The sequence below is a fragment of the Neoalteromonas flava genome (assembly GCF_002807685.1).
Lineage (GTDB): Bacteria > Pseudomonadota > Gammaproteobacteria > Enterobacterales > Alteromonadaceae > Alteromonas_E > Alteromonas_E flava.
Genome location: NZ_PEAX01000004.1, coordinates 338,501 through 360,571 on the forward strand (window position 1 = coordinate 338,501; position 22,071 = coordinate 360,571).

Below are 22,071 nucleotides of genomic sequence, written 5' to 3' on the forward strand. Positions count from 1 at the left end.
TTCGCTTATTGAATGCCAAACAGTAAACGGGTAACTCGAAAGCGCTTGGCGATCTCAAAACTCAACCAACATCCCAGTACTGTCGCAAGCAGTATTATTGAGAAGTCTAACGGTACGGGTAATGCATAAGGTTGGAGCCAAGCGGCAATCACGACAATTAGAGTTTGATGCATCAGATACCACGCTAGCACAGCGCGATTGGCATAGCGCAGCATTGGCGCGTCTTGTCGCAAATAGCGACCAGCATAACCTAATATCGTTAGTATCCAGCACCAATGATTGCCGGTCACGATAATCGCATAAAGCGCACGCACGGCTAGTGAGGTTTCAAACTGTTCTGCGAGGTAACTTAAAGCGTCGTGGCGGTCTGCGATTAACAATGCATAACCACAAAGCGCCAAAAACAACAGTCCGCGCCGGTGGTCTATAATCCGTTGCCAAAGGTGCGGCATAAAAGCCGTTACATAACCCGCGATAAATACGAGGAAGTACTTGCCATGGCTGTACCAATCATTAATTAAATCGTGGGTGACTGGGAAAGTGCGCCGCATGGTTAACCAAATCACAGACATCACAATGATTAAAATCAGCACAAACTGCCAGAGCGTTAATTTCTCCTCAATGATACGCGCAAGCTTTTGGCAAACGCGATGAAATGCCAGCAAAAGTACCGTATAACAAAATAAGTAAGGTAAGAACCACAGGTGGTTCCACGTTAGATTAATGTGAGAGAGAGCAGATTCTGGCAGTGAACTCGGCAACCCATAGTAAGCAGCCAAGTAGCCTAAATAGTCGGCTTGCAACAGACCGCCATCGACAAGTTCAATATACTGTTGGGGTGGGACGATCACCAACATGCCGAAAATTAGAGGAATAAGTAAGCGCTTACTACGTACTTTTATTAGGCCATTGAGAGAATATTTTTGCTGGAACAGTCCAAGCGACAAGGCAGAAATGAAAAATAGCAATGACATCCGCCACTGATTAGACAGGATCATAACATCCTGCAGCCAGACAAACTGTGTGGCACTTTTGATGTGCCAGCCCCAGTCGAATACATAGTACATGCCGATGTGATAGCCAATTAACAATAGAAAGGCCAGGGTCCTTAGCCAATCGATATCGTAACGCCGTTGTAGAGTTGTGTTCACAAACTTTCTCCATTACCGTGATGAAGTAACAACACTGGTTTAAACGGCAGAATGAAAAAAGTACAGAATGGCCAAGCGGAGGCGCCTGAGGGACAAGCGGCGGATAATCGGGATGAAGTTTCCAGTTGGACGCAGTGGTATTTACGCATAGCCGCGCAGCGCCCGACACGATTCTTTTTCTTGCTGTTGGTCGTTTATGTTTTCATCAACAATACGATTACCGCCAGTTCCGTATGGATGGAAGCAACCCGAGGCGATACACCTTCAATTGCGTTATGGGAGCCGTTTGTATGGGAATACACCAGTATGTTGGCCAATTTAATGTTGGTCCCGGTTTTGTTGTGGTTTTGGCAGCGTTATCCTTTACGATTCAGCAAACCTACACATCAGATCCTGATGCATTTGGGATTGAGTTTAGCGTACGCGATTTTACATGTATGCGGCATGGTATTATTGCGCGAGGGAGCCTATTGGTTTGCGGGTGGTAATTATGACTTTGGTCCTTGGGTACGAGAGTTTATCTATGAATACCGCAAAGATGTGTGGGGGTATTTATTTGTGCTGCTGCTCTATCATGTCTTTATGGCGCTTTATCGGCGTATGTTAGGCGAAGCCAATTTCATTAATGAGTCACAAAACGATAGCCCGAAAGATGTACCTCAACATTTGCTCGTGAGAAAGCTGGATAAAGAGTTTTTAGTTAAAGTCGAGGATGTCAGCTGGCTTGAAGCGTCAGGAAATTACGTGAACCTGCACGCCAATGGAAGGATATATCCGTTACGTACCACACTTGCTGAAATTGTCACCCGACTGAGTCACCAGTTTGTGCGTGTACATCGATCTAAAGCAGTCAATCTTGCCCATATTGAGCATATTACTTACACGCCTAGTGGCGACGGTGAGATCGTAACTAAGAGAGGAGACCAACTCCCTTTATCGCGACGTTATAAAGACGCTTTTAAACAGCGGCTATCGCTGTAAATATTGATTTTACTGGCCTTCACGTAAATTTTAAAACGCAAAGGTGCACCAATATCGATGCTATATTCGTAAAATCTGCTCATATGCAGAATATTATTCGAAAAAAATATCTTAATCAGTAACATCATGATTTAAATATTGTTTTTTGAGAATTTTCCACAGTTATAGCGAATATTTCTAATGTCACTTATCTTTCATTATTGTCATTTCGTCGCACCTGGCGTAGAGTCCTCTGGTCGCTTTATAAACAAAGTGAATGAAAAATTATAATAATAATCGATGTTGGACGGAAGAAATGGAACTTCTGTAGTCTGTTCATAAACAACAAGAAGTTAGGATCCCTCCTATGAAAAATTTAAAATTAAAGCCACTCGTGTCAGCAACCTTGCTTGCACTATCAGCGACCGCAGTACAGGCCAGTGAGCGTGTCGTCATTCAAGTGGATAATCCAGGTAAAGGCATTGTTAAAAATCTAGCGAGGAAAGCTGGTGGTGAATTAAAAGTCGAAGGTAACGGCTTCATCGCAGTTGAATTTGCTGGCAAAAGTCTTGCTGAAATCAAAGGTGTATTAAATAACCCTCACGTTAAGCTTGTGGAAGTTGACCAAGTTCGTCGTCCAATGGCGTTGTTCAATGACGACCTAGGCGATCCTATGGCGCAACAAATCACGCCGTATGGTTACTACCAAGCGCAAGCTGACCAAGTAAACTTTGATGCCAACGCAGGCATGAAAGTTTGCGTTATCGACTCAGGTCTAGACGCATCTAACCCTGATTTCCTTTGGGATCGGGTAACTGGTGACAACGATTCAGGCACCGGCAACTGGTTTGAAGCGGGTGGCGAGCATGGTACTCACGTAGCAGGTACTATTGGTGCTGCAGATAACACTTATGGTGTGATCGGTATGGCGCCAGGTGTTGACATGCACATCATCAAAGTATTCAACGCAGCTGGATGGGGGTATTCTTCTGACCTTGCTCGCGCAGCTGAACTTTGTTCTGCAGCCGGCGCTAACATCATTAACATGAGCTTAGGTGGCGGCGGTGCGAATAGCACTGAAGAAAATGCGTTTGAAGCGTTCCGTGCAGCGGGCGGTTTAGTGGTAGCAGCAGCAGGTAATGATGGCAACTCAGTTGCTTCTTACCCCGCAGCATACCCAGCCGTTATGATGATTGGAGCGAATGACGCAGATAACAATATCGCAACGTTTTCACAATTCCCAAGCTGTACTGTAGGTCGTGGTAAGCGCGCTTCTACCGATGAAACTGTGTGTGTTGAAGTTACCGCAGGTGGTGTTGATACCTTATCAACCTTCCCAGCCGGTCTTGCAACTTCATCAGGCCTAACTGCTGACGGCGCAGCATTTGCTTCTTCAGCAATGGAAAACGCAGGTAATGCAACGGGTCAAACTTACTTCATGGGCACCGCTGAGTCAGTCGACGCCAATGCGAACGGAAAAATCTGTGTGATTGATCGTGGTGTTATCTCGTTCTACGACAAAGTGAACAACTGTGAACAGTCAGGTGGTGTTGGCGCGGTTATTATTAATAACGAAGCGGGTATGCTTTTCGGTACATTGGGAGACACCAATGACACCTCTATTCCTGCCGTTGGTGCTGCGCTAGAAGACCGTTCTGGTTTATTAGCAGCAGGCAGCATGGATATCTCGATTAGTGCAAGTGATTATGGCTTCCTCAGCGGAACTTCAATGGCTACTCCAACTGTTGCAGGTATTGCAGCGTTAGTATGGTCAAATCACCCAAGCTGTTCAGGTGAAGAGATCCGTAATGTATTGAAGCAAACGGCGCTTGATTCAGGTGCGGCAGGTAAAGACGTTTACTTCGGGTACGGTATTGTCCAAGCAGCAGATGCTGATGCTTACCTAACGGCTAATCCATGTGGTGGTACCGAGCCACCTCCGCCTCCACCACCAAGTGGTGACTTCACTCTTGATGCCTCAGGTTATAAAAACAAAGGCTCTCAAGTGGTTGACTTAAGCTGGCAAGGTGCGACGACTGCAAATGTTGACGTTTACCGTGACGGTCAGTTGATTGCGACAACGGCGAACGATGGTGCATATACCGATGCATTGAATCGCAAAGGTGGTGGCATATATCTTTACCAAGTCTGTGAAGAAGCTTCAAGCACATGTTCTGCAACTGCGCAGGTCGTGTTCTAAGCAAGACGCTCAAGTATAAAACCCGAAGCGCGAAAGCCCTTCGGGTTTTTTATTACTCAAATTTTCGTGATGATAGTTGTCGTCTGTGATTTGCCGTTGGGTGTTGTACTAGTTAGTGTTGAGTCTGCTGCTTAGTTAGCTACAGCAGAGTTCTCCCAACTAAACGGCCCATAAGTTGGAAACTGGATATTTTCATTTAGACTTAAATCATTAGCCAGCGCATACAATCGATGATAGTCCTCTTGTAACTGCATACGAAACGCGTACACCTCCTCTGAAAGTGCCGTTAATTCAGTAAAATCATTCAATTCGTCATTAAAGGCGAGGTCCATCATCGGGCCTAAGCGGGCAAATCCAGCAAACAGGCGTGCGGTATTCTGGGCTGCAAACCCTTGTACGTGCTGTAACAATTCACGCTGCTTGTTGGATATTTCAGGTCTGGAGTTTTCGGCGTTGGCGTAATGAGTGAAGTATTCTAAATAGGTTTCTTGCTTAACATTGTCGGCGGTATTCCATAGCACCATATTATCGCGATTGAGTAATTGTTTGCTGACAGGTTCGATAACCATCACGGTTGGGGTCGCAAAATAACCCGGATAATTATAGCGCTCGGTTAGCCAGCGCAAGTCACGGTAGGTTGCTACATCGATAAATACAGGCACATAAAATTGCTTTATCAGCACATCAACGTTTGGTTGGGAAAGTTGTTGGGCAAAGCCGCGGCTGTCATGACACCACTGAGCCCCAAACACGAGCATAAGGTTTTTCTTCTGCTGTATCGCCAATGCACTGGCATCGGCGATGCGTTGTTCGAGGTTCGCTGAATACTGGTAAGTATAATCAGCAAGTACTGGCGCGTTTTCGTCAGCAGCCTTCGCAGTGGTTCCGACGAGGGCAACTATGGCAATTAAAATCAATGAACGATACATAATTTTCCTGTGTATGAGCGGTAAACAGAGTGTTGGCCTCAACGCTGCCAAGGATTGCCATTTATACGTGAATTCCGTCCTTTCGAAAAGGGTAGGATATTCCCGAATAATCTCAATTAAGAGAGGGGGGGCTTTTGCTGGTTGGTTTTAGCTGATTCTCAAGGTGATAGTCTGTGTGCATATAACTTCTGTCGTTATTGAGAGTCGCCTTCATCCCGTTTTTTAGTTCAAGACTATCAAAAATGAAAAGTTGCTTTTCTCAACTAAAGTGTGGTTTGTTTGACGAATAAGACGAAGCGTTGCTTAGGAGCTAGCATGTTACTTTATGATACTAAAACAGCCCCAACCCCTCGACGGGTAAGGATCTTTCTTGCCGAAAAAGGCATCGAGGTTCCGACCAAACAAATTGATTTGCAGAAAGGTGAAAATTTATCGCCTGAAATGCGCGCAAAAAATCCATTGGGTAAAATCCCGGTGCTAGAGCTAGATGATGGTACCTGTATTAGTGAGTCAGACGCTATATGTACATATTTTGAGGCTTTGCATCCAGAGCCGCCTTTGATGGGCTCAACTGCGCTCGAAAAAGCGCAAATTATGCAATGGAATAGGCAAGTCGAGTTTGGCTTATTCATGCAGGTCGGGATGTGTTTTCAGCACTCTACGGGGTATTTTAAGGATCGTATGAATCCGGTGCCAGAGTTTGGCAAAGAGGCCGGAATCAACGCTGCTAAATTTCTAAAACTGTTGGAAAAGCGTTTGGCTGTGTCTGAGTATATTGCCGGTGATTCATTTACTATCGCCGATATAACAGCGCTGTGTGCAATCGACTTCGCGCGGGTTGTGGATATACGTATTAAGCCTGAGTATACGGCTTTAACAGCGTGGTATGAGCGGGTCAGTAAGCGCCCAAGTGCTGCTGCTTGAGGGCCTAATAAGGGATGCTATGAATTACAACACTAACCGATCAGCTGTTGCACTGTTGCTAGGGTGTCAGCCTCATCCGCTGGTTTATCCCAGCGGATCCGACTGATCCTTGGGAAGCGCAACGCAACGCCTGATTTGTGCCGGTTAGATGGGTGTACAGAGTCAAAAGCGATTTCCAAGACTAAGGCTTTCTTGACTTCTTTAACCGGACCAAAGCGTCCGACGGTATTTTGCCGAACCCAGCGATCTAAGCGCTTCAGCTCCGCATCAGTAAAACCAGAATAAGCTTTACCTATGGGGACGATGGTGTCTTGCAGCCACACGCCAAAAGTAAAGTCTGAATAGTAAGAAGAACGTTTACCATGCCCGCGTTGCGCATACATCATGATGGCATCGACTTGCAACGGATCACGCTTCCATTTCAACCAATGATTGGCCGGTCGTCCTGAAACGTAGCAACTATCTAAGCGCTTTAGCATCAGACCTTCAATAGCATTGTGCTGGTTGTCTGTGGCGGTTTCTCTGAGCTGTTTTAAGGCTGCAATCGAATCGACCGATAAACGTTCGGATAAATAAAAACAGGCGCGTGTTTGCTGCGCAAACCAATGCTCTATGTACTGTCTTCGTGACCTTAGTGGCTGTTCAGTCAGTTTATCATCACCAATAGAAAGCGCGTCGTAGACCATAATTCCTACTGGTAATCGTGTTTGCAATTTCAAGCTTGGTTTCTTTTTATTTAGACGCTGCTGCAATTCATTGAAACTGCCAACTTTACCCGCCTCGATGATCAGGAGTTCACCATCAAAAATGGCATGGAAATCCACTTGGACTAGAAGATCGGGGAAACTATGGCTAATGTCGTCGCCGGTGCGAGTAAATAGTGCTTTGCCATTTGGCGTGCTGACCAGCTGAACACGGATGCCGTCATATTTCCATTCCACTTGCCAGTCCGCAATGGTGAGATAATCGCTATCGGCGTCGGCTAGTTTTGTTTCATCGAGTGGTTGCGCAAGCAGCACTGGGTTAAATGTTACGCGATCAGAGACATCCGGTTTTTCTGCGTCGCCATCTAACCATTGTAGGAGCTCCGTATAGGGAGGTTCCACACCATGCCAAAGCGATTCAATTTCATTTAGCGGTTGGTTACCGTAGTCGGCGAGAATACGCTTTACTGAACGCCCTGAAACGCCGACTCTCATTCCGCGAGTACCCAATTTGAGTAGCGCCCAGCGTTGTGCGGGGTTCATCGTATTAAGCAAATAGATCAGGAAGGTTCGTATCTGGTCTTTATCAGCACTACGGAAAGTTTCGACTACGGTGGATAAACTTGGAAGTGGCTTCGTATGCGATACAGGAGCTGCAGTTGGCCAGAGATGAGCGACGGTTTCACTCATCTCGCCAACATAGTCATAGCTTAGGTTGAACAAGGTCTCGTCAGTCCGCTCTAACAGTAGTTGCCTTATCAGGGCGCGTTTGAATAAGTCAAATCGTAGCGTCCCAGCTAGTGCTGCAATTGCCCATCCGCGGTCGGGATCAGGGGTGGTCGCCAAGTAGTGCTTTATGGCGCGAGCTTTGGTGGTTTGTCGGTTCGTGAAATACAGCTGTTCGAGCAGTTGTGAGAAGGCTTCCATTAATCACTGGCCTCTTCATCAAAACCCAGAACGGCTAGAGCTTGCGCTCTATAGCCCATGTTTTGCGCTTGGTAAACCAATGCCTCTTCACGCCCATGGGTAACCCAAACTTCGTGCGGATTAACTTCTTGAACCGTTCGCAGTAACTCAGGCCAATCACAGTGGTCGGAAATGATCAGCGGTAATTCGGCATTGCGCTGCTTACTGCGGGCGCGGATCTGCATCCAACCTGAGGCCATGGCGGTTAGCACGTTCGGTAACTTGCGCGACCAGCGGTCATTGAGTGCTGAAGGAGGGGCAAGCACTATTTTGCCCGCCAGAGTGGTTAAATCGTCCACATCACTGACCGCCACTAACTCACCGAGTTCAACGCCGTGTTGAGTATATAACTCACACATTTTAATCAGCGCACCATGCAAATATATGGGCTGTTGATAACCCAGTTCACGTAGCGCAATGATGACGCGCTGACACTTACCCAACGCGTACGTGCCGACTAGGTGACAACGCTCGGAAAACAGTTGCAGTGAGCGCAGTAATTTTTCAATTTCCTGTGCAATAGGGGGGTGCTTGAACACGGGTAACGCAAATGTTGCTTCGGTAATAAAAACATCACAGGGTACGACCTCAAATGGTTCACAGGTAGGGTCGTGACGCCGTTTGTAATCACCTGAGACTACTAACCGGCTGCCGCCGTAATCGATGACCGCTTGGGCTGAACCCAGGATATGTCCCGCTGGACGGAACTCAAGGATCACTGGATTACTCACGTCTGAGTTAAGCTGCAGTGCTTGTTTGTATGGCAAGGGTGTGGCTCGTTGCCAAGCACTTTCAGCATAGCGCAACTGCATAATATCGAGCGTTGCTGGTGTCGCTACAACCCATGTATTGTTGGGGCGCGCATGGTCTGCATGTCCATGGGTTATGATCGCACGAGCAACAGGCTCATGGGGGTCGATATAGCAATCAGCAGGTACGCAATATAAACCAGCATCACGGACTTCGAGCCACTCTCTGGGATGTTTCAAAAGCGGTTAGAATTTCTCTGTTTTAGCATGGTCTCTTTTTACGTAGACTTTGCTGAAATGGATGTTTCTGATGATTTGGGATACGCTCTGGCGAACTTTAGTCGTGTAGAGAAAAACTATGAACGTGCAATTTCGATTGGCGGATTATCATAATCCCGCAGATGCATCCGCTGTGCTTAGCTTGTTGGACGCTTATGCGCAAGATCCCATGGGCGGTGCAGCGCCATTGATCGACGAAGTTAAAGCTACCTTGATTGCTAAATTAGCCCAGCAGCCAGGCGCATTTTCCATTATAGGATTTAATGGTGAAGAGGCGGTTGCATTAGCCAACTGCTTTACCGGCTTTTCTACGTTCAAAGCCAAGCCGCTAGTTAATATCCATGATTGCTATGTAGCCCCACAGTGTCGTGGCCAGCATGTTGGTCAACGCTTGTTAGACGCAATAGTTAAGGAAGCGAAGGAGCGTGGTTGCTGCAAAGTCACACTGGAGGTGTTAGAAGGCAACGTGCGCGCCAAAGCAGCCTACCAGAAGTATGGTTTTCGTGGTTATACATTGGATGATACTTCCGGAGCCGCGGTTTTTTGGGAGTATCCTTTGTAATCAACGTAGTAGCGTTAGCACAATCTAGCGTTGAACTGGCAACTGGGCTTGGCTGGCCGTCCACGGCCCTGGCTCAGAGCATTCTAAGATATTAGATGATGCTTTCGCGCAGTTCATTGCGACCAAACACCCACAACCTTTGCTTAATTTTTTACTTCAACCTTCGGCCTAATCTAACGCCATTGAGGTCAGCTCTTTATCGCGTTAATTAAGCTGATGAAATTTGCTCTGAAAGTGATCGGGTCGAAGGTCAGTTGCGTTATATTCGCATGACGAACTCATCCCAAATGTTACCTCTAGCTTTTCAGCGTTGGTTTGAACAACGCGGTTGGAGTCTGCGTGAGTATCAACAATGGATGCTGTCTGCGTATGCGAATCAACAGTCTAGTTTGCTCATCGCCCCAACCGGTGCAGGAAAAACCTTAAGCGGGTTGCTACCCTCATTAATTGAACTTAGTCAGGGAGAGTATCCGGGGCTTCATACACTTTATATTTCTCCCTTGAAGGCCCTCACTCACGATATTGAGCGCAACGTACTACAACCTGTGCTAGACATGGAGTTGCCTATTACCGTTGAAACCCGCACCGGGGACACACCAGCACATAAGCGGCAGCGGCAGCGCAGAAAACCGCCCAACGTTCTGTTGACTACCCCAGAGTCACTTATGTTGATGCTGTCCTACACCGACGCAAACAAGTTATTTGGGCAACTTAAAGCCATCGTAGTCGATGAAGTGCATTCATTCGCCAATGGTAAACGCGGCGACTTTACAGCATTAGCACTCGCAGAGTTGCGCGGTCATGCGCCGCAGGCGACGACGTTTGGATTGTCGGCGACAGTGGCGCGGCCTGCAGCATTGGCCAAATGGTTGGGTAGCAGTGGTAATCCTGTGGTTGTGCACCAAGTTGAGGATGTCACCAAGCCTAGGGTTAGCATCATGCGCTGTGCAGAAAAAATCCCTTTTGGTGGGTTTATGGCGAAGTATGCTGTTACAGAGATCTATGCCAGTATTCAAGCGGTAGAGACAACGCTGGTGTTCGTTAACACACGAGCGCAAGCTGAACTATTGTTTCAGTTCCTTTGGGAAGTCAATTCAGCAGGCTTAGCGATCGCTATCTATCATGGGTCGTTAAGCAAAGAGCAGCGGCGGAAAACCGAAGCTTTGGTCGCCGCGGGTAGTATCCGTGCGGTAGTCACTACCTCTGCACTAGAGCTCGGTGTGGATTGGGGCAATGTACAGCGGGTTATCCAAGTAGGTGCGCCCAAAGGCGTGAGTCGTTTACTGCAGCGCATTGGTCGTAGCAACCATCGCCTCAATGAACCGTCTGAGGCGCTACTAGTTCCAGCTAATCGTTTTGAAGTGCTGGAATGTGACACCGCGATTAGAGCGATAGAGAAGGGGCAACTTGACGGTGAGCCCTTTATTCGAGGCTCTCTAGACGTAATCCCACAATTTATAGTCAATACGTTGTGCAGTAGAGCAGCTAAACCGGATGACATATTTCAACGGGTCCTGCAGGCGCCGACTTACGCAGATTTGGATCGCGCTACCTTTGATGCGTTATGGCAATTTACCTGTGATGGTGGCTATGCGCTGCGTGCCTACGATCGCTATCGACGACTAGAGGCAAGTGATGATGGTACCTTTCAACCAGCCTCGAAACGCGTGATCCAACGCCATCGACAAAACATCGGCACTATTGTTGAAGCCGGGCGTTTGAAAGTTAAGCGCTTGCGTCGATCACATCAAGGTAAGGTCATCGGTGAAGTTGAAGAGTACTTTGCCCAACAGTTGGTTAAGGGGGATACCTTTTATTTTGCTGGCGAGGTTTTAAAGTTTGAAGGGATCAGAGATATGTTTCTCGAAGCTTGGCCCAGTAAAGCCATGGATCCTAAAATTCCGAGCTATGTGGGTGGGCAAATGCCATTATCCACCTTCCTTGCGGATGGGGTGCGCGAGTTATTGGCAACGCCATCTGCATGGAATCGATTGCCAGTAGACGTGCAGGACTGGTTGTCTTTGCAAGCCTTATATTCGGCTATTCCTGCCAGTGAACGCATTCTGATCGAGCAATTCCCCTATCGACAAGCACAATACACGTTGTTTTATACGTTTGATGGTCGCAAAGCACATCAGACGCTTGGCATGTTGCTTACACGGCGAATGGAGAAGCTCGACTTACAACCACTCAGCTTTAGTATCACCGATTATGGTTTATCTATCTGCTCAATCAAACCAGTGACGGCGCAGCATATCCCGCATTTGTTTAATCCTGATATATTGGGCGATGAGCTTGCAGATTGGATGCTTGAGTCGCCAATGCTAAAGCGCTCGTTTCGCCGAGTGGCAATGGTTAGCGGATTGATTGAACAGCAGTATTTTAGTCAACGCAAATCGATGCGGCAGGTGACGTTTTCGACCGATCTTATTTATGACACCTTGCGCGAGTACGATCCTGACCATATTCTTCTGCTGGTCACGCGTGAGGATGCTGAGCGCGAACTTCTCGACTTATCACGTTTGACTGACTTACTTATCCGCTATGTGGGTAAGACCGATTTTAAAGTACTGGAAAAAGTGTCGCCTTTAGCCATTCCTATTGTGCTTGACGTGCGCAGTGAGCAGGTTAAAGGCGCAGGCCAGGCTGCGCTACTTGAGCAAGCAAGTTTGTATCAAGAAGCAGAAAGTATGTTGGAAGACGTACGCCAACTATTGACTGGAGCGGCGGAAAGCGAGTAATGGATGAAGCAACGTTAAAATATTTAATTAGCGCTAAGAAATCACTCCCATTTCGAATTCAAGAACATTTATTCCTGTTAAATGCCACGGGAACAATTTACTGGCCAGCGAAGCGATTACTCGTGGTCTCAGACTTACACTTTGAAAAAGCCAGCTTTTTGGCCCAGCAAGGGGCTCCATTACCCCACTACGATACTCATGCCACACTGCTTAAACTTAGCGCTGATATTAATCAGTTTAAGCCAGCAATGGTGGTCTGTTTAGGCGATAGTTTTCACGATCTCGGCGCTTGGCGCCGCTTGGGAAGTGCCGAGAGAGCGCAGCTATTTAGCCTTGTGCAAGATTGTGAGCGTTGGGTGTGGATTGAAGGTAACCACGATCCTGAACTGCCATTAGAATTACCCGGTGAACGACACAGTGAGTTGCAGAGTGAAGGAGTGGTGTTTACCCATGAGCCCCATAATGGTGCGGCAGAGGTATTTCAGGTAGTCGGCCATTTCCATCCCAAGCTGCGTAAGCGTGTCGCTCGCCAAACTATGTCAGGGCGGTGTTTTGCTGCCGGCAAGCAGCTTCTGATCATGCCAGCGTTTGGCGCCTATACCGGAGGCTTAGATGTTGCCGATAAGGCCTTTGAGCACGTATTGCCGAAGCGACAGCGCCAGTATTTTTTGCTCCATCAGGATTGTATTTACGCGATTAAATAATCGTTGTCTCGATTGCTTAGCCGCTAAGGCTGTGTCATCTTAATCCAGAGACTTCTAGCACGGAACCTTCTTTATGCTCAGCAAACGCGATTTTCTCCGCTTGTCCGCAAAAGCGCTAATTGCTTCAGGGTTAGCAGCAACCGTACCCATCACATCTGAACTAGGTGCTACCTCTGCCGTCACACTGCGTCAATCAAGCAAATTGCTGCAATTGCATTACAATGAGAACTCATTAGGGATGTCTCCTGCTGCGTTACAGGCAGCAATAGACGCTACAGGTGTGCTGGGTAATCGCTATGCTGATCAACCACTCGATGAACTGCGCGAAAAGCTAGCCGTTAAGCATAAGGTAGCGGGATCCCAGATTATATTTGGCAATGGCTCAACCGAAGTCTTGCAAGCTGTTAGTCGTCTAGCAGCCATGCAAGACGCTGTTTTAGTTGAACCTACACCAACGTTCGGCGCTCTCGCGCGTTACGCGAAAGCGCAAGGGATGCAAGTGGTTAAAGTGCCAGTTTCCGCGGATTTTGTGACCGATATTGCCGCTATAGAAGCGCAAGCAAATCAATACAAGGGTGCGGTATTAGTAAATTTATGTAATCCCAATAACCCTACCGGCACGATAGTCGATAGTGCTGCATTGGCAGCGTGGATCAGACGCGCGCCTGCCCAGCACATTTTTTTGTTGGATGAAGCTTATTTGGAATATGCACTGCAAAGCCCAGGTTATCAAAGTATGTTGCCGTTGGTGCTCGAAGGGCGAGAGAACCTGGTCATTGCGCGTACCTTTTCAAAAGTATTTGGTATGGCTGGGTTGCGCATGGGGTATGGTGTTGCTGCACCAAAAACGGCTGCACAATTGAATGCCCTCGGCGCCGATTTTAACTTAAATATTGCAGGTATTGCTGCTGCGTCGGCTTCTTTAGATGACCAAGATTTCTTTCTAACTAGCTTGAAAGCCAATGCCGAAGCTAAGCAGATCTTGCTTGGTACCCTTGATCAACTTAACCTCAGTTACATTCCCAGTCACACTAATTTTGTTTTGCACCGGATAAATAGCGATCTGCAAACCTATTCGCAACGGATGCGTGATAATAGTGTCAAGGTCGGTCGCAGAATGACCGCGGAAGATGGTTGGAATCGACTTTCTCTTGGAACGCCAGATGATATGCGCGAATTTAGCCAATTGTTGCTTAAATTTAGAGAACAGGGATGGGTCTAATCGCACCATCCCTAAACAAGGTTTATGAGCGCCAGCGTTTAGTTAGATCGTCATAAGCATCGATTCTGCGGTCACGGAAATACGGCCATATGCGCTTCACAGCTTCAGTGCGAGTCATGTCTATGTCAACCATCAACGTTTCTTCTTTATCACTGCTCGCTTGGGCGAGTATTTCGCCTTGTGGTCCAGCAATAAAACTTTGCCCCCAGAAGAAAATTCCATCGTTCTGATCATCAGGGGCTGCGCCTGGGGCAGGTTCAAATCCAGTTCGATTGGCAACAACAACCGGCACTGAATTAGCCACCGCGTGAGCTCGTTGGATGGTATGCCAAGCGTCGTGTTGACGCTGTTGTTCAGCTTTGTCGTCGGTCAGATCCCAACCGATTGCCGTTGGATAAAACAAAAGGTCGGCTCCAGCCATGCTCATCAGCCGTGCAGCTTCTGGGTACCACTGATCCCAACATACGAGCACGCCGAGCTTACCAACGGATGTCTCAATCGGCTGGAAGCCCATATCACCGGGGGTAAAATAAAACTTCTCGTAAAAGCCAGGATCGTCTGGAATGTGCATTTTACGGTACATACCAGCAATATCTGAGCTCCGGTCAAACACTACAGCGGTATTGTGATATAAACCCGAGGCACGTTTCTCGAACAGTGAAGTGACCAAAACGATATTTAGTTCGTCTGCTAAAGCGCCAAAAAACTCCGTTGCTGGGCCTGGAATAGGCTCGGCCAAATCGAAAGCATTGACATCTTCGTTCTGACAAAAATACAGCGTGCTGTGGAGCTCCTGAAGTAAAACCAATTCACAGCCGCTAGCCGCTAACTCGCGGACTCGCGCAGCGCTTTTTGCCCAATTAATCGATTTGTCATTGTTCTCAACGGCTTGTTGTACAAGTCCGACGGTCAGACTTTTTGGCTTAGCTGACATAGGATGAGACTCCTTTGTTTAATTGCTGAATAACGGCAGGCTTGAAGGTATTGCGCGGCACTTGCATGGTGATGCAATGTAAGCTGCCAAATTGTTGCACCAATGCATGGCAATTCACTGCAACGATTTGATGGTCAGGATAGGCTTTGCGCATAACCTCCAACGCCATTTCATCTTCCACTTGATCATACACTGGACAGAGTACATGCGAATTACAAATTAGAAAATTAGCGTAAGATGCTGGGAGGCGCTCACCCTCGGTATTGATGATTTCCGGCAGCGGTAATTCAAAAATTTCATGCGCGGGAAAGTGCATTCTAACTTCTTTTACTAGCTCACTAAGGCCCGCAAAATGACTATCCTCAGGGCGATTATATGCACTTTGAATGACGATACCATTGTCTGGTGTAAACCTTACCAGCGTGTCTATATGGCCATCAGTATCGTCGCCTTCTAAATGGCCATGTTCAAGAATGGTTGTTCTTTTTGCTCCAAGGGCATCAGCAAACAACATTTCATATTGTTGTAGCGGCATCTCACCATTTCGCTCAGGGTTAGACAAGCACAGAGCAGTGGAGAGAAGATGACCGTCTTGATCGATTTCCAGCGCACCGCCTTCACACACTACATCCACTGTCGCCAATGCATGCTGACAAAGTTCCGCGAGGAACTTTCGATTCACCACATTATCGCGTTGTGCAGAAAACTTATTACCCCAACCATTGAATTCAAACTCCACTGGTAAGCGCTGACCTTGCGTGTCAGAAAGTGTTAAGAACGCATAGTCTCTTACCCAGGTGTCATTGTACTCTGCAGCAATTAACAGTACTCGCGCATTTGCTAGCTGAGTTGATAAAGACGCGATGTCTTGGTTTCTGCAGAGCAATATCACACCTGCACCCGCCGCATTAATGGCTGCAATGAGTTGCTTATAGGTATTCGTTACGACGGGTAGCCAAGGTGCCCAATCCGTATTTTCATTCGGCCAAGCTAGGATCACCGCTTCACACGGTTCCCATTCGGGGATTAAGGTCGCAGTCACAAAACCTCTTTAACATTAAACAATGGAAACGCCAATTATAACGCACTTTATTTTAAATGACGCCCACCATCGAGGTGTAAAGTTTGGCCAGTTATAAATTCACTCTCTAGCAGATAGGCGACTGCTTTCACCACCTCCTGTGGACCAGGGCAAATTTGCAGTACAGACTTTTGCAGTGCCTTAGTGCGATACTCCTCTGAGTCGTTGTCATTAAACATGACTAACGCAGGTGCAATGCTATTCACTTTTACTTGTGGAGCCAGTTTGGCTGCAAAGGATAAGGTTAAATTATGTAACGCAGCCTTGCTGGCTGAATAAGCAATGTGTTTTTGGCTACCTTTGGTCTGCACATAATCTGTCATGTGAATAATATCGCTGACACCATCATAGGCGTTTAACAAATCGGCAAATGCCAGATTCATTTGATAGGGAGCTGATGCATGTACTTGCATCATCTTTTGCATTAAATCGGCAAAATCCGAATCAGCCTCTTCTTTGTCCCAGTCCGACGCATTGTGAATGACGGCGCGTAAAGTTGAAGTGTGCGCTTTCACCGCCTCGATGGCATTAGCAATACCTTCATTTGTGGCGAAGTCTGCAGCGATAAGGTGTGCGCCTAAACGGCTGAGTTCATCTACTGATGGTTTTCTGCGCCGGTATGTTATAATCACAGAGAAACCCTGTGCGATTAAGTATTTGGCAACGGCCAAACCGAGGCGTTGGGTGCCACCGGTAATCAAGATAGGTGATTTCAATCAACGGGTCCTTATGCGAATTTGCCTGAGGCAAGTTGGTATAAACATGTTGGTCAGTACGCGTGATAGGGTGACATTGGTTTTTTTTCGGGTCAATTAATCCCATTTATTAAGTTGTTGCGTATAACTGACTCAAGAGGAAACTGGAAGACGCTATGAGATCGAATGAAGCTGTGGTCGTGCGTGATGCATTGGAGCCAAGAATATCGCCTGAAGCTAAGCTAGTAAGAGAAGCTTTAGAAGCCCAAGGATTGGAAACGCCGATGGTGGCTAATCGTCTGTCTGATGAGCAGAAACGCGACAGAATACAAGCCGCTATGCTCACGGTTATGGAGACGCTTGGGTTAGATTTGTCTGATGATAGTCTTGCTGATACACCTGCTCGCATCGCAAAAATGTACGTAAATGAAATTTTTGCCGGCTTGGACTACAGCAAGTTCCCGAAGATTACCCAAATCGAAAATAAAATGAGCATTTCGCAGCCAGTACAAGTGTCAGATGTGAGTGTGACCAGCACCTGCGAGCACCACTTTGTTACCATTGATGGTACTGCAACCGTGGCCTATATTCCCAAAGAGACGGTTATCGGGCTCTCAAAAATTAACCGCTTGGTTGGTTTTTTTGCCCAGCGACCACAGGTACAGGAGCGCCTTACTCAGCAAGTAATGGTGGCTTTGCAAGCCCTGACCGGCACAGAAGATGTCGCGGTCACTATTAATGCCACCCATTATTGCGTGAAAGCGCGCGGCATCCGCGATAACAATTCCTTTACACGCACATCTGCATTGGGTGGTCAGTTTCTGACCAGCAGCGAATTGCGACGTGAATTTTTCCAAGCTTAATTTTAACGCGTCTTGTTCCTAAGAGTGAGACGCGCTACTCTTTCCACGTTTTCATGGATTGAGGTCAAAGGGATATGCGCTTTTTTTGGTTGGTATTTTTAGCACTGGCGAGTGCTGGGTGTAAGCTGACTGATCCTTCCCCTGTTGTAATAGACGTTAACCCACACGTGCACAGCGGTATGCCTAAAGAGCTGCGTCAGCTGGTCACGGTTGAAACGCTTCGAGGGGCGAAAAATCTGCCTGATACCTCAGTGCTTTTTGCCTTGACTACCGAGCAGCAAGCTCATTTTCTCAATTATTATACCGACCCCAGTCGAGCTGATATCGCCAAACACAAGCGCTTGTATAATTACATTGACAATTTATATGTAGGATTCACATATTTAGGCGATACCTACGATGCCCAAACGGCATTTGCGACTCAAAGTGGCAACTGCCTTTCGTTGGCCATTTTAACCACCGCGTTAGCAGATCTGGCTGGACTTGAAGTTGCTTATCAAGAAGTGAACGCTGCCCCAGTCTATCGTCGCTTCGATAATGTGATGACGCTATCGACCCATGTGCGTACTCACTTGTTTGAAGAGTTATCCCCCGAAGAACTTAAAACGACGGTAATTCGCGGCAAAATTATCATCGATTACTATCCGGAGCGCGGCAATATTCGGGGCAACATGATTGCTACGGACACATTTTTTGCTATGTATTACCGAAACTTAGCGAGTGATGCGATCATAAATGGTCAGTTAACTTTAGCTTACGAGTTATTGACTAATGCTTTGCAAATCGCCCCCAGTGATGCCGAATCATTGAACGCGATGGCAGTGGTTCTGAACAAGATGGGGTATTCACAAAAAGCCCTAAAGCTATATCGATATGCCGTGAGTCACGGCTCAGAATCGCTTAATTTATTAGCCAATTATGCTGTATTAGCACGTGCTATGGGATTTGTTGAAGAGGCGGAACAACTCAATGCTGCATTGTCGAAAAGTGATGACTCAAATCCGTATCGTTGGCTTGATTTAGCCAACGAAAGAATTCATCAAGGTAAGCACCATATTGCACGTTCAATGTTGACCAAGACGCTGGAACGAGCACCTTACTTACATGAAGCCTACTTCTCTTTGGCAAAAAGCTACTACCTTACCGGCCAACAAGACGCTGCGGACGAATCGCTGCGCAAAGCAGCTGAACTCGCTCAGCAACCAGAGACGGAAAAGCTTTATGAACAGAAGCGAGCAGTGTTAGCTATCGTTGATGATGAAGCGATTAATTAGTTGCGCTGTCATCGTCTAAACTGCTGGCGATGACATTGAGTTGTTCACCCAGCCCATCTGCAACGACGATCTCGAGCAAATGGTTACAGCGCTGACAACACACCTGATATTCGTGATATTTTTCTCTACATATTGCGGTATCAATTTTGTTAATTGAGCCGCAGTCCGGACAAATAAATTCTGCTTTTTTCATATCGCTGCCCATAATCGTTTCCTTGAAAATAGTGCGCAGTATCCCTGCTGGTTAAATTATAGTCAGCTTGGGTGGTTTTGGATTTGTTTTTTTTATATTTATTGTGGCAAATCAACTCAAACCGTAAACCACGAAATCCAAGAACCAAGAACCAAGAACCAAGAAACAAACCACAAACGTAAATTCGCTAGATTTCCATCTCTAACGCGGAGTCAGAAAATTCGTAGCTCGAAACCCAAGAACCAGCTTACGCTTGAGTCAATAACATAAATCACATCGATAGAGTTCATAAATGGGGGGGAATTTGTTTTGACGTGGCTTAATTACTAATGAGTATGGACGGGATTGAACGCACTGCGAAAAGGCAGTACTTGGTATGGCCAAATGACTACCTTCAGCCTTATTTCTGGCAGTCGTCAGATGCAGCTACTTCGTACAGTTCTAATGGCAAATCATCGGGATCACGGAAAAAAGTAAACTTTTGATTGGTATAGGGATCGACTCTCACTTCTTCAACAGCGACGCCATGTTCAAGTAGGTTTTCAATAGCACTTTGGATATTCTCAGTGGCAAATGCGAGATGCCTGAGCCCCTGTGCTTCCGGAGATGAGGGGCGTGGGGGCGGATTAGGGAAGGAAAATAATTCAATCTGGCCACCACCGGGTAGGGCCAGATCTAACTTGTAGGAATTGCGTTCAGCGCGATAATTCTCAGCCAGTACTTTGCAACCGACGACATTGCAATAAAAGGCTTTCGAGCGCGCATAGTCACTGCAAATAATCGCTACGTGATGAATACCCGAAATCATGTTAGGCATTATTGGGTAACTGCCAAAATATCTGGATTGAGGGTAAATTGCCGGCGAACTTCTTGGCCATCTGTTGACTCTGCAACGACTTCTATGGCGGTTATATTCTGCAAACGCGGTGGGGGAATAATGGCTGAAAAAGTCGCAGTATAGTCTGTCGCCAATTCGATGGTATTGCCCTCTTTATCAATTCCATAGGTCGTTACTTTAATGCCGGCCAACTCAGTTTCCTGCTCCAGAGTTACTGCATATTCAAACTTAACCCGCTCATTGTCTACGCGTTGGCTAACTAGTTCTAACGCTGTCGGGATTGCGGAAGGCAAGCTCTGGGTACCGCGGTAGAGGGCATACGAAAAGGGTGAAATTGTAAGCGTTAGTCGGTTGTCGGCTTGCTGTTTGTCGTAAGCAGGAACGACTGCATTGTAGTGAGAGTAAGCATGCACACTCACGTTTACGGTTTCGGAATTTGGATTAAACACGGCAACATACTCTTCTAGGGTATCTGGGTGAACCCGAGAAAATGCGAGAATACGTTTCGGATCAAAGTCACCGGCTACTTCAACCTCACGTAATTGCTGATAACCATAGCGCAGCGTATCGTGTTGTAAGCGTAATTTGGCTAAATGACTTAAACCAATATACAGCGGGTGGCTTTGGTCAAAATTTTCGTCGGCGGTGGTGGCGTCAGTGCCTATCAGATCGTTGTCATTGTAGCTTGCAACTTGTGAAGCAAACATATTTTCGCGTGCATCCACATCTCCAGCGTCTCCGGTGAAGCCTTGTTCATCACCGTAGTAAATCACGGGCACGCCGCGGGATAAGTACATAAACGCATGGGCTAATTGATTGCGTTGCAGCTGCTCCGCTTCGGGTGCATCAGGTTGAGCCTGCTGAATGAACATTCCAACCCGCCCCATATCGTGGTTACCCAGAAAATTCATCAGTTGGGTTGCATCACTGTCGGCGTCATTATAGTAGTCGTCATTCTGAATCAGTCTGGCGAGGCTATCCAGAGGCTGATCTTTGAAAAAGAAATCCGCAGTCGCGTACTGAATACCAAAATCTAACACGGAAGGCATGTTTCCGAGGGTCGTGTAGCGGCTAAGTACAGCTGGGTTGCCATCGTAAACTTCACCAAAAATGTAAAAGTGTTCGATGCCTTGTGCTTTGGCATGCGCCATGATCGCGGGAGAAAACGCTTCCCAAAACGATAAATCCACATGTTTTACCGTGTCGATGCGAAAACCATCAGGTTTAAATTCACTGATAATATTCTTGTAGATATCGATCATACCTTGCACGACAAACGGGTCTGAGGTGCGTAAGTCATCTAAGCCGACAAAATCGCCATTCAATGCACTTTCGCCTTGCCAAAAGCTATCCCCTTGGTTGTGATAATACTTAGGATCGTTTAACCAAGCAGGAGTTTTGGCATTCTCAAGTCCTGCAGGGATGAACGTCGTGTATGTATCCCCCGCGGCTAACTGCTCAGTGCTTTTATATTCACAACCCGACAGTCCTTCTTTAAAGCTGCCATCTGCATTGTGGCATTCAGTAAAACGGATCACGTCAGCAGTATGGTTGGTAATAATATCAAAAAAGATTTTCATGCCGCGAGCATGAGCTGCACTGATCAAGCTCTTAAGATCATCATTACTGCCAAAGTGTGGGTCAATTTGTGTAAAGTCGAGGATCCAATATCCATGATGAGCGAATCCGGTATTCTGAATGGCTTGGTTGCGTAAAATTGGTGTCATCCAAATCGCGGTAACGCCGAGATTCTGTAAATAATCGAGCTTTGCTTCAATGCCTTGCATGTCACCACCATGAAACGCCCACTTGGAAGTGACATCAAGTCCGCCAGCTGATATCGGTTGCGTCTTCGAACCATTATCATTGTCTGGGTTGGCATTATTGAATCTATCGGGCAAGACAAAATAGAAAACATCGTCCCGTACATCACGAACTGGAGATTCGTACACTACTGGTTGAGCAGCTAACGCTGGTTCGGCGCTACGGGGTGAGTCTTTGGAGGATGTGTTTGCTGACGTGTCAGGAGCTTTCTCACAACCTGCCAATAGCGCTGAAATCGATAAAAGTAGAACGGATAGTCTTATATTTTTCATTTGATT

Annotated in this window: 19 protein-coding genes; 9 read left to right on the forward strand and 10 right to left on the reverse strand. The window is 46.9% G+C overall.

What is annotated here, in order from left to right; genetic code table 11:
• Nucleotides 1-5 precede the first annotated feature (5 nt).
• Nucleotides 6-1,151, reverse strand: a complete 1,146-nt coding sequence (locus CSH92_RS11640; protein WP_100657802.1) for an acyltransferase family protein — start codon at nt 1,149-1,151, stop codon at nt 6-8.
• A 51-nt stretch (nt 1,152-1,202) separates the two neighbouring features.
• Here CSH92_RS11640 and CSH92_RS11645 point away from each other — a divergent pair, with 51 nt between their 5' ends.
• Entirely contained in the window at nt 1,203-2,132 is a 930-nt protein-coding gene (locus CSH92_RS11645; protein WP_100657803.1) for a LytR/AlgR family response regulator transcription factor, read from the forward strand.
• Nucleotides 2,133-2,478: 346 nt separating this feature from the next.
• Nucleotides 2,479-4,311, forward strand: a complete 1,833-nt coding sequence (locus CSH92_RS11650) for a S8 family serine peptidase (protein ID WP_100657804.1) — start codon at nt 2,479-2,481, stop codon at nt 4,309-4,311.
• Between the two features lie 131 nt (nt 4,312-4,442).
• Here the strand turns inward: CSH92_RS11650 and CSH92_RS11655 are convergent, their stop codons facing one another.
• On the reverse strand, nt 4,443-5,240 hold the full coding sequence (locus CSH92_RS11655) for a thioredoxin family protein (RefSeq protein ID WP_100657805.1): 798 nt from the start codon (nt 5,238-5,240) through the stop codon (nt 4,443-4,445).
• Nucleotides 5,241-5,555: 315 nt separating this feature from the next.
• Between CSH92_RS11655 and CSH92_RS11660 the strand changes: the two genes are divergently transcribed.
• Complete coding sequence (locus CSH92_RS11660; RefSeq protein ID WP_100657806.1) at nt 5,556-6,164, forward strand: glutathione S-transferase family protein; 609 nt, start codon at nt 5,556-5,558, stop codon at nt 6,162-6,164.
• 32 nt (nt 6,165-6,196) lie between these two features.
• Here CSH92_RS11660 and CSH92_RS11665 read toward each other — a convergent pair whose 3' ends face one another.
• Both CSH92_RS11665 and CSH92_RS11670 read right to left on the reverse strand, forming a co-directional pair.
• Nucleotides 6,197-7,795, reverse strand: a complete 1,599-nt coding sequence (locus CSH92_RS11665) for a cisplatin damage response ATP-dependent DNA ligase (RefSeq protein ID WP_100657807.1) — start codon at nt 7,793-7,795, stop codon at nt 6,197-6,199.
• Nucleotides 7,795-8,823 carry a ligase-associated DNA damage response exonuclease gene (locus tag CSH92_RS11670; protein WP_100657808.1) on the reverse strand — a complete coding sequence of 343 codons (1,029 nt, stop codon included), beginning with the start codon at nt 8,821-8,823 and terminating at the stop codon, nt 7,795-7,797. Before CSH92_RS11670 ends, CSH92_RS11665 begins: the two co-directional genes overlap by 1 nt.
• A 118-nt stretch (nt 8,824-8,941) precedes the next feature.
• Here CSH92_RS11670 and CSH92_RS11675 point away from each other — a divergent pair, with 118 nt between their 5' ends.
• From CSH92_RS11675 to CSH92_RS11690, 4 genes are all read left to right on the forward strand, one after another.
• Nucleotides 8,942-9,424: a GNAT family N-acetyltransferase gene (locus CSH92_RS11675; protein WP_100657809.1), complete on the forward strand. Its 483-nt coding sequence runs from the start codon at nt 8,942-8,944 to the stop codon at nt 9,422-9,424.
• Nucleotides 9,425-9,693: 269 nt separating this feature from the next.
• The gene (locus CSH92_RS11680; protein WP_100657810.1) at nt 9,694-12,165 is read left to right on the forward strand and encodes a ligase-associated DNA damage response DEXH box helicase; all 2,472 of its coding nucleotides are present in this window, start codon (nt 9,694-9,696) and stop codon (nt 12,163-12,165) included.
• Nucleotides 12,165-12,869 carry a ligase-associated DNA damage response endonuclease PdeM gene (pdeM, locus tag CSH92_RS11685; protein WP_100657811.1) on the forward strand — a complete coding sequence of 235 codons (705 nt, stop codon included), beginning with the start codon at nt 12,165-12,167 and terminating at the stop codon, nt 12,867-12,869. Before CSH92_RS11680 ends, pdeM begins: the two co-directional genes overlap by 1 nt.
• A 73-nt stretch (nt 12,870-12,942) precedes the next feature.
• Nucleotides 12,943-14,091, forward strand: coding sequence for a pyridoxal phosphate-dependent aminotransferase (locus tag CSH92_RS11690; RefSeq protein WP_100657812.1), 1,149 nt, complete (start codon nt 12,943-12,945; stop codon nt 14,089-14,091).
• 22 nt (nt 14,092-14,113) lie between these two features.
• On the opposite strand, the gene CSH92_RS11695 is transcribed toward CSH92_RS11690, so the two are convergent.
• From CSH92_RS11695 to folM, 3 genes are read right to left on the reverse strand one after another with little or no spacing between them, the layout of a single operon-like run.
• Nucleotides 14,114-15,025, reverse strand: a complete 912-nt coding sequence (locus tag CSH92_RS11695; protein ID WP_100657813.1) for a carbon-nitrogen hydrolase — start codon at nt 15,023-15,025, stop codon at nt 14,114-14,116.
• Nucleotides 15,015-16,067: an agmatine deiminase family protein gene (locus CSH92_RS11700; protein ID WP_100657814.1), complete on the reverse strand. Its 1,053-nt coding sequence runs from the start codon at nt 16,065-16,067 to the stop codon at nt 15,015-15,017. Before CSH92_RS11700 ends, CSH92_RS11695 begins: the two co-directional genes overlap by 11 nt.
• 47 nt (nt 16,068-16,114) lie before the next feature.
• Complete coding sequence (gene folM / locus CSH92_RS11705) at nt 16,115-16,822, reverse strand: dihydromonapterin reductase (protein WP_100657815.1); 708 nt, start codon at nt 16,820-16,822, stop codon at nt 16,115-16,117.
• Nucleotides 16,823-16,977: 155 nt separating this feature from the next.
• Here folM and folE point away from each other — a divergent pair, with 155 nt between their 5' ends.
• Together folE and CSH92_RS11715 are read left to right on the forward strand one after the other, a co-directional pair.
• Complete coding sequence (folE, locus tag CSH92_RS11710; protein ID WP_100657816.1) at nt 16,978-17,664, forward strand: GTP cyclohydrolase I FolE; 687 nt, start codon at nt 16,978-16,980, stop codon at nt 17,662-17,664.
• 74 nt (nt 17,665-17,738) lie between these two features.
• Complete coding sequence (locus tag CSH92_RS11715; RefSeq protein ID WP_100657817.1) at nt 17,739-18,938, forward strand: tetratricopeptide repeat protein; 1,200 nt, start codon at nt 17,739-17,741, stop codon at nt 18,936-18,938.
• Here CSH92_RS11715 and CSH92_RS11720 read toward each other — a convergent pair.
• The 3 genes from CSH92_RS11720 to CSH92_RS11730 form a co-directional block, all read right to left on the reverse strand.
• The gene (locus tag CSH92_RS11720; RefSeq protein ID WP_124916952.1) at nt 18,931-19,131 is read right to left on the reverse strand and encodes a hypothetical protein; all 201 of its coding nucleotides are present in this window, start codon (nt 19,129-19,131) and stop codon (nt 18,931-18,933) included. The two genes, CSH92_RS11715 and CSH92_RS11720, sit on opposite strands and share 8 nt — an antisense overlap.
• A 400-nt stretch (nt 19,132-19,531) precedes the next feature.
• The gene (gene gloA2, locus CSH92_RS11725; RefSeq protein WP_100657879.1) at nt 19,532-19,939 is read right to left on the reverse strand and encodes an SMU1112c/YaeR family gloxylase I-like metalloprotein; all 408 of its coding nucleotides are present in this window, start codon (nt 19,937-19,939) and stop codon (nt 19,532-19,534) included.
• An 8-nt stretch (nt 19,940-19,947) separates the two neighbouring features.
• Entirely contained in the window at nt 19,948-22,065 is a 2,118-nt protein-coding gene (locus tag CSH92_RS11730; RefSeq protein ID WP_100657819.1) for an alpha-amylase family glycosyl hydrolase, read from the reverse strand.
• Nucleotides 22,066-22,071: the final 6 nt, after the last annotated feature.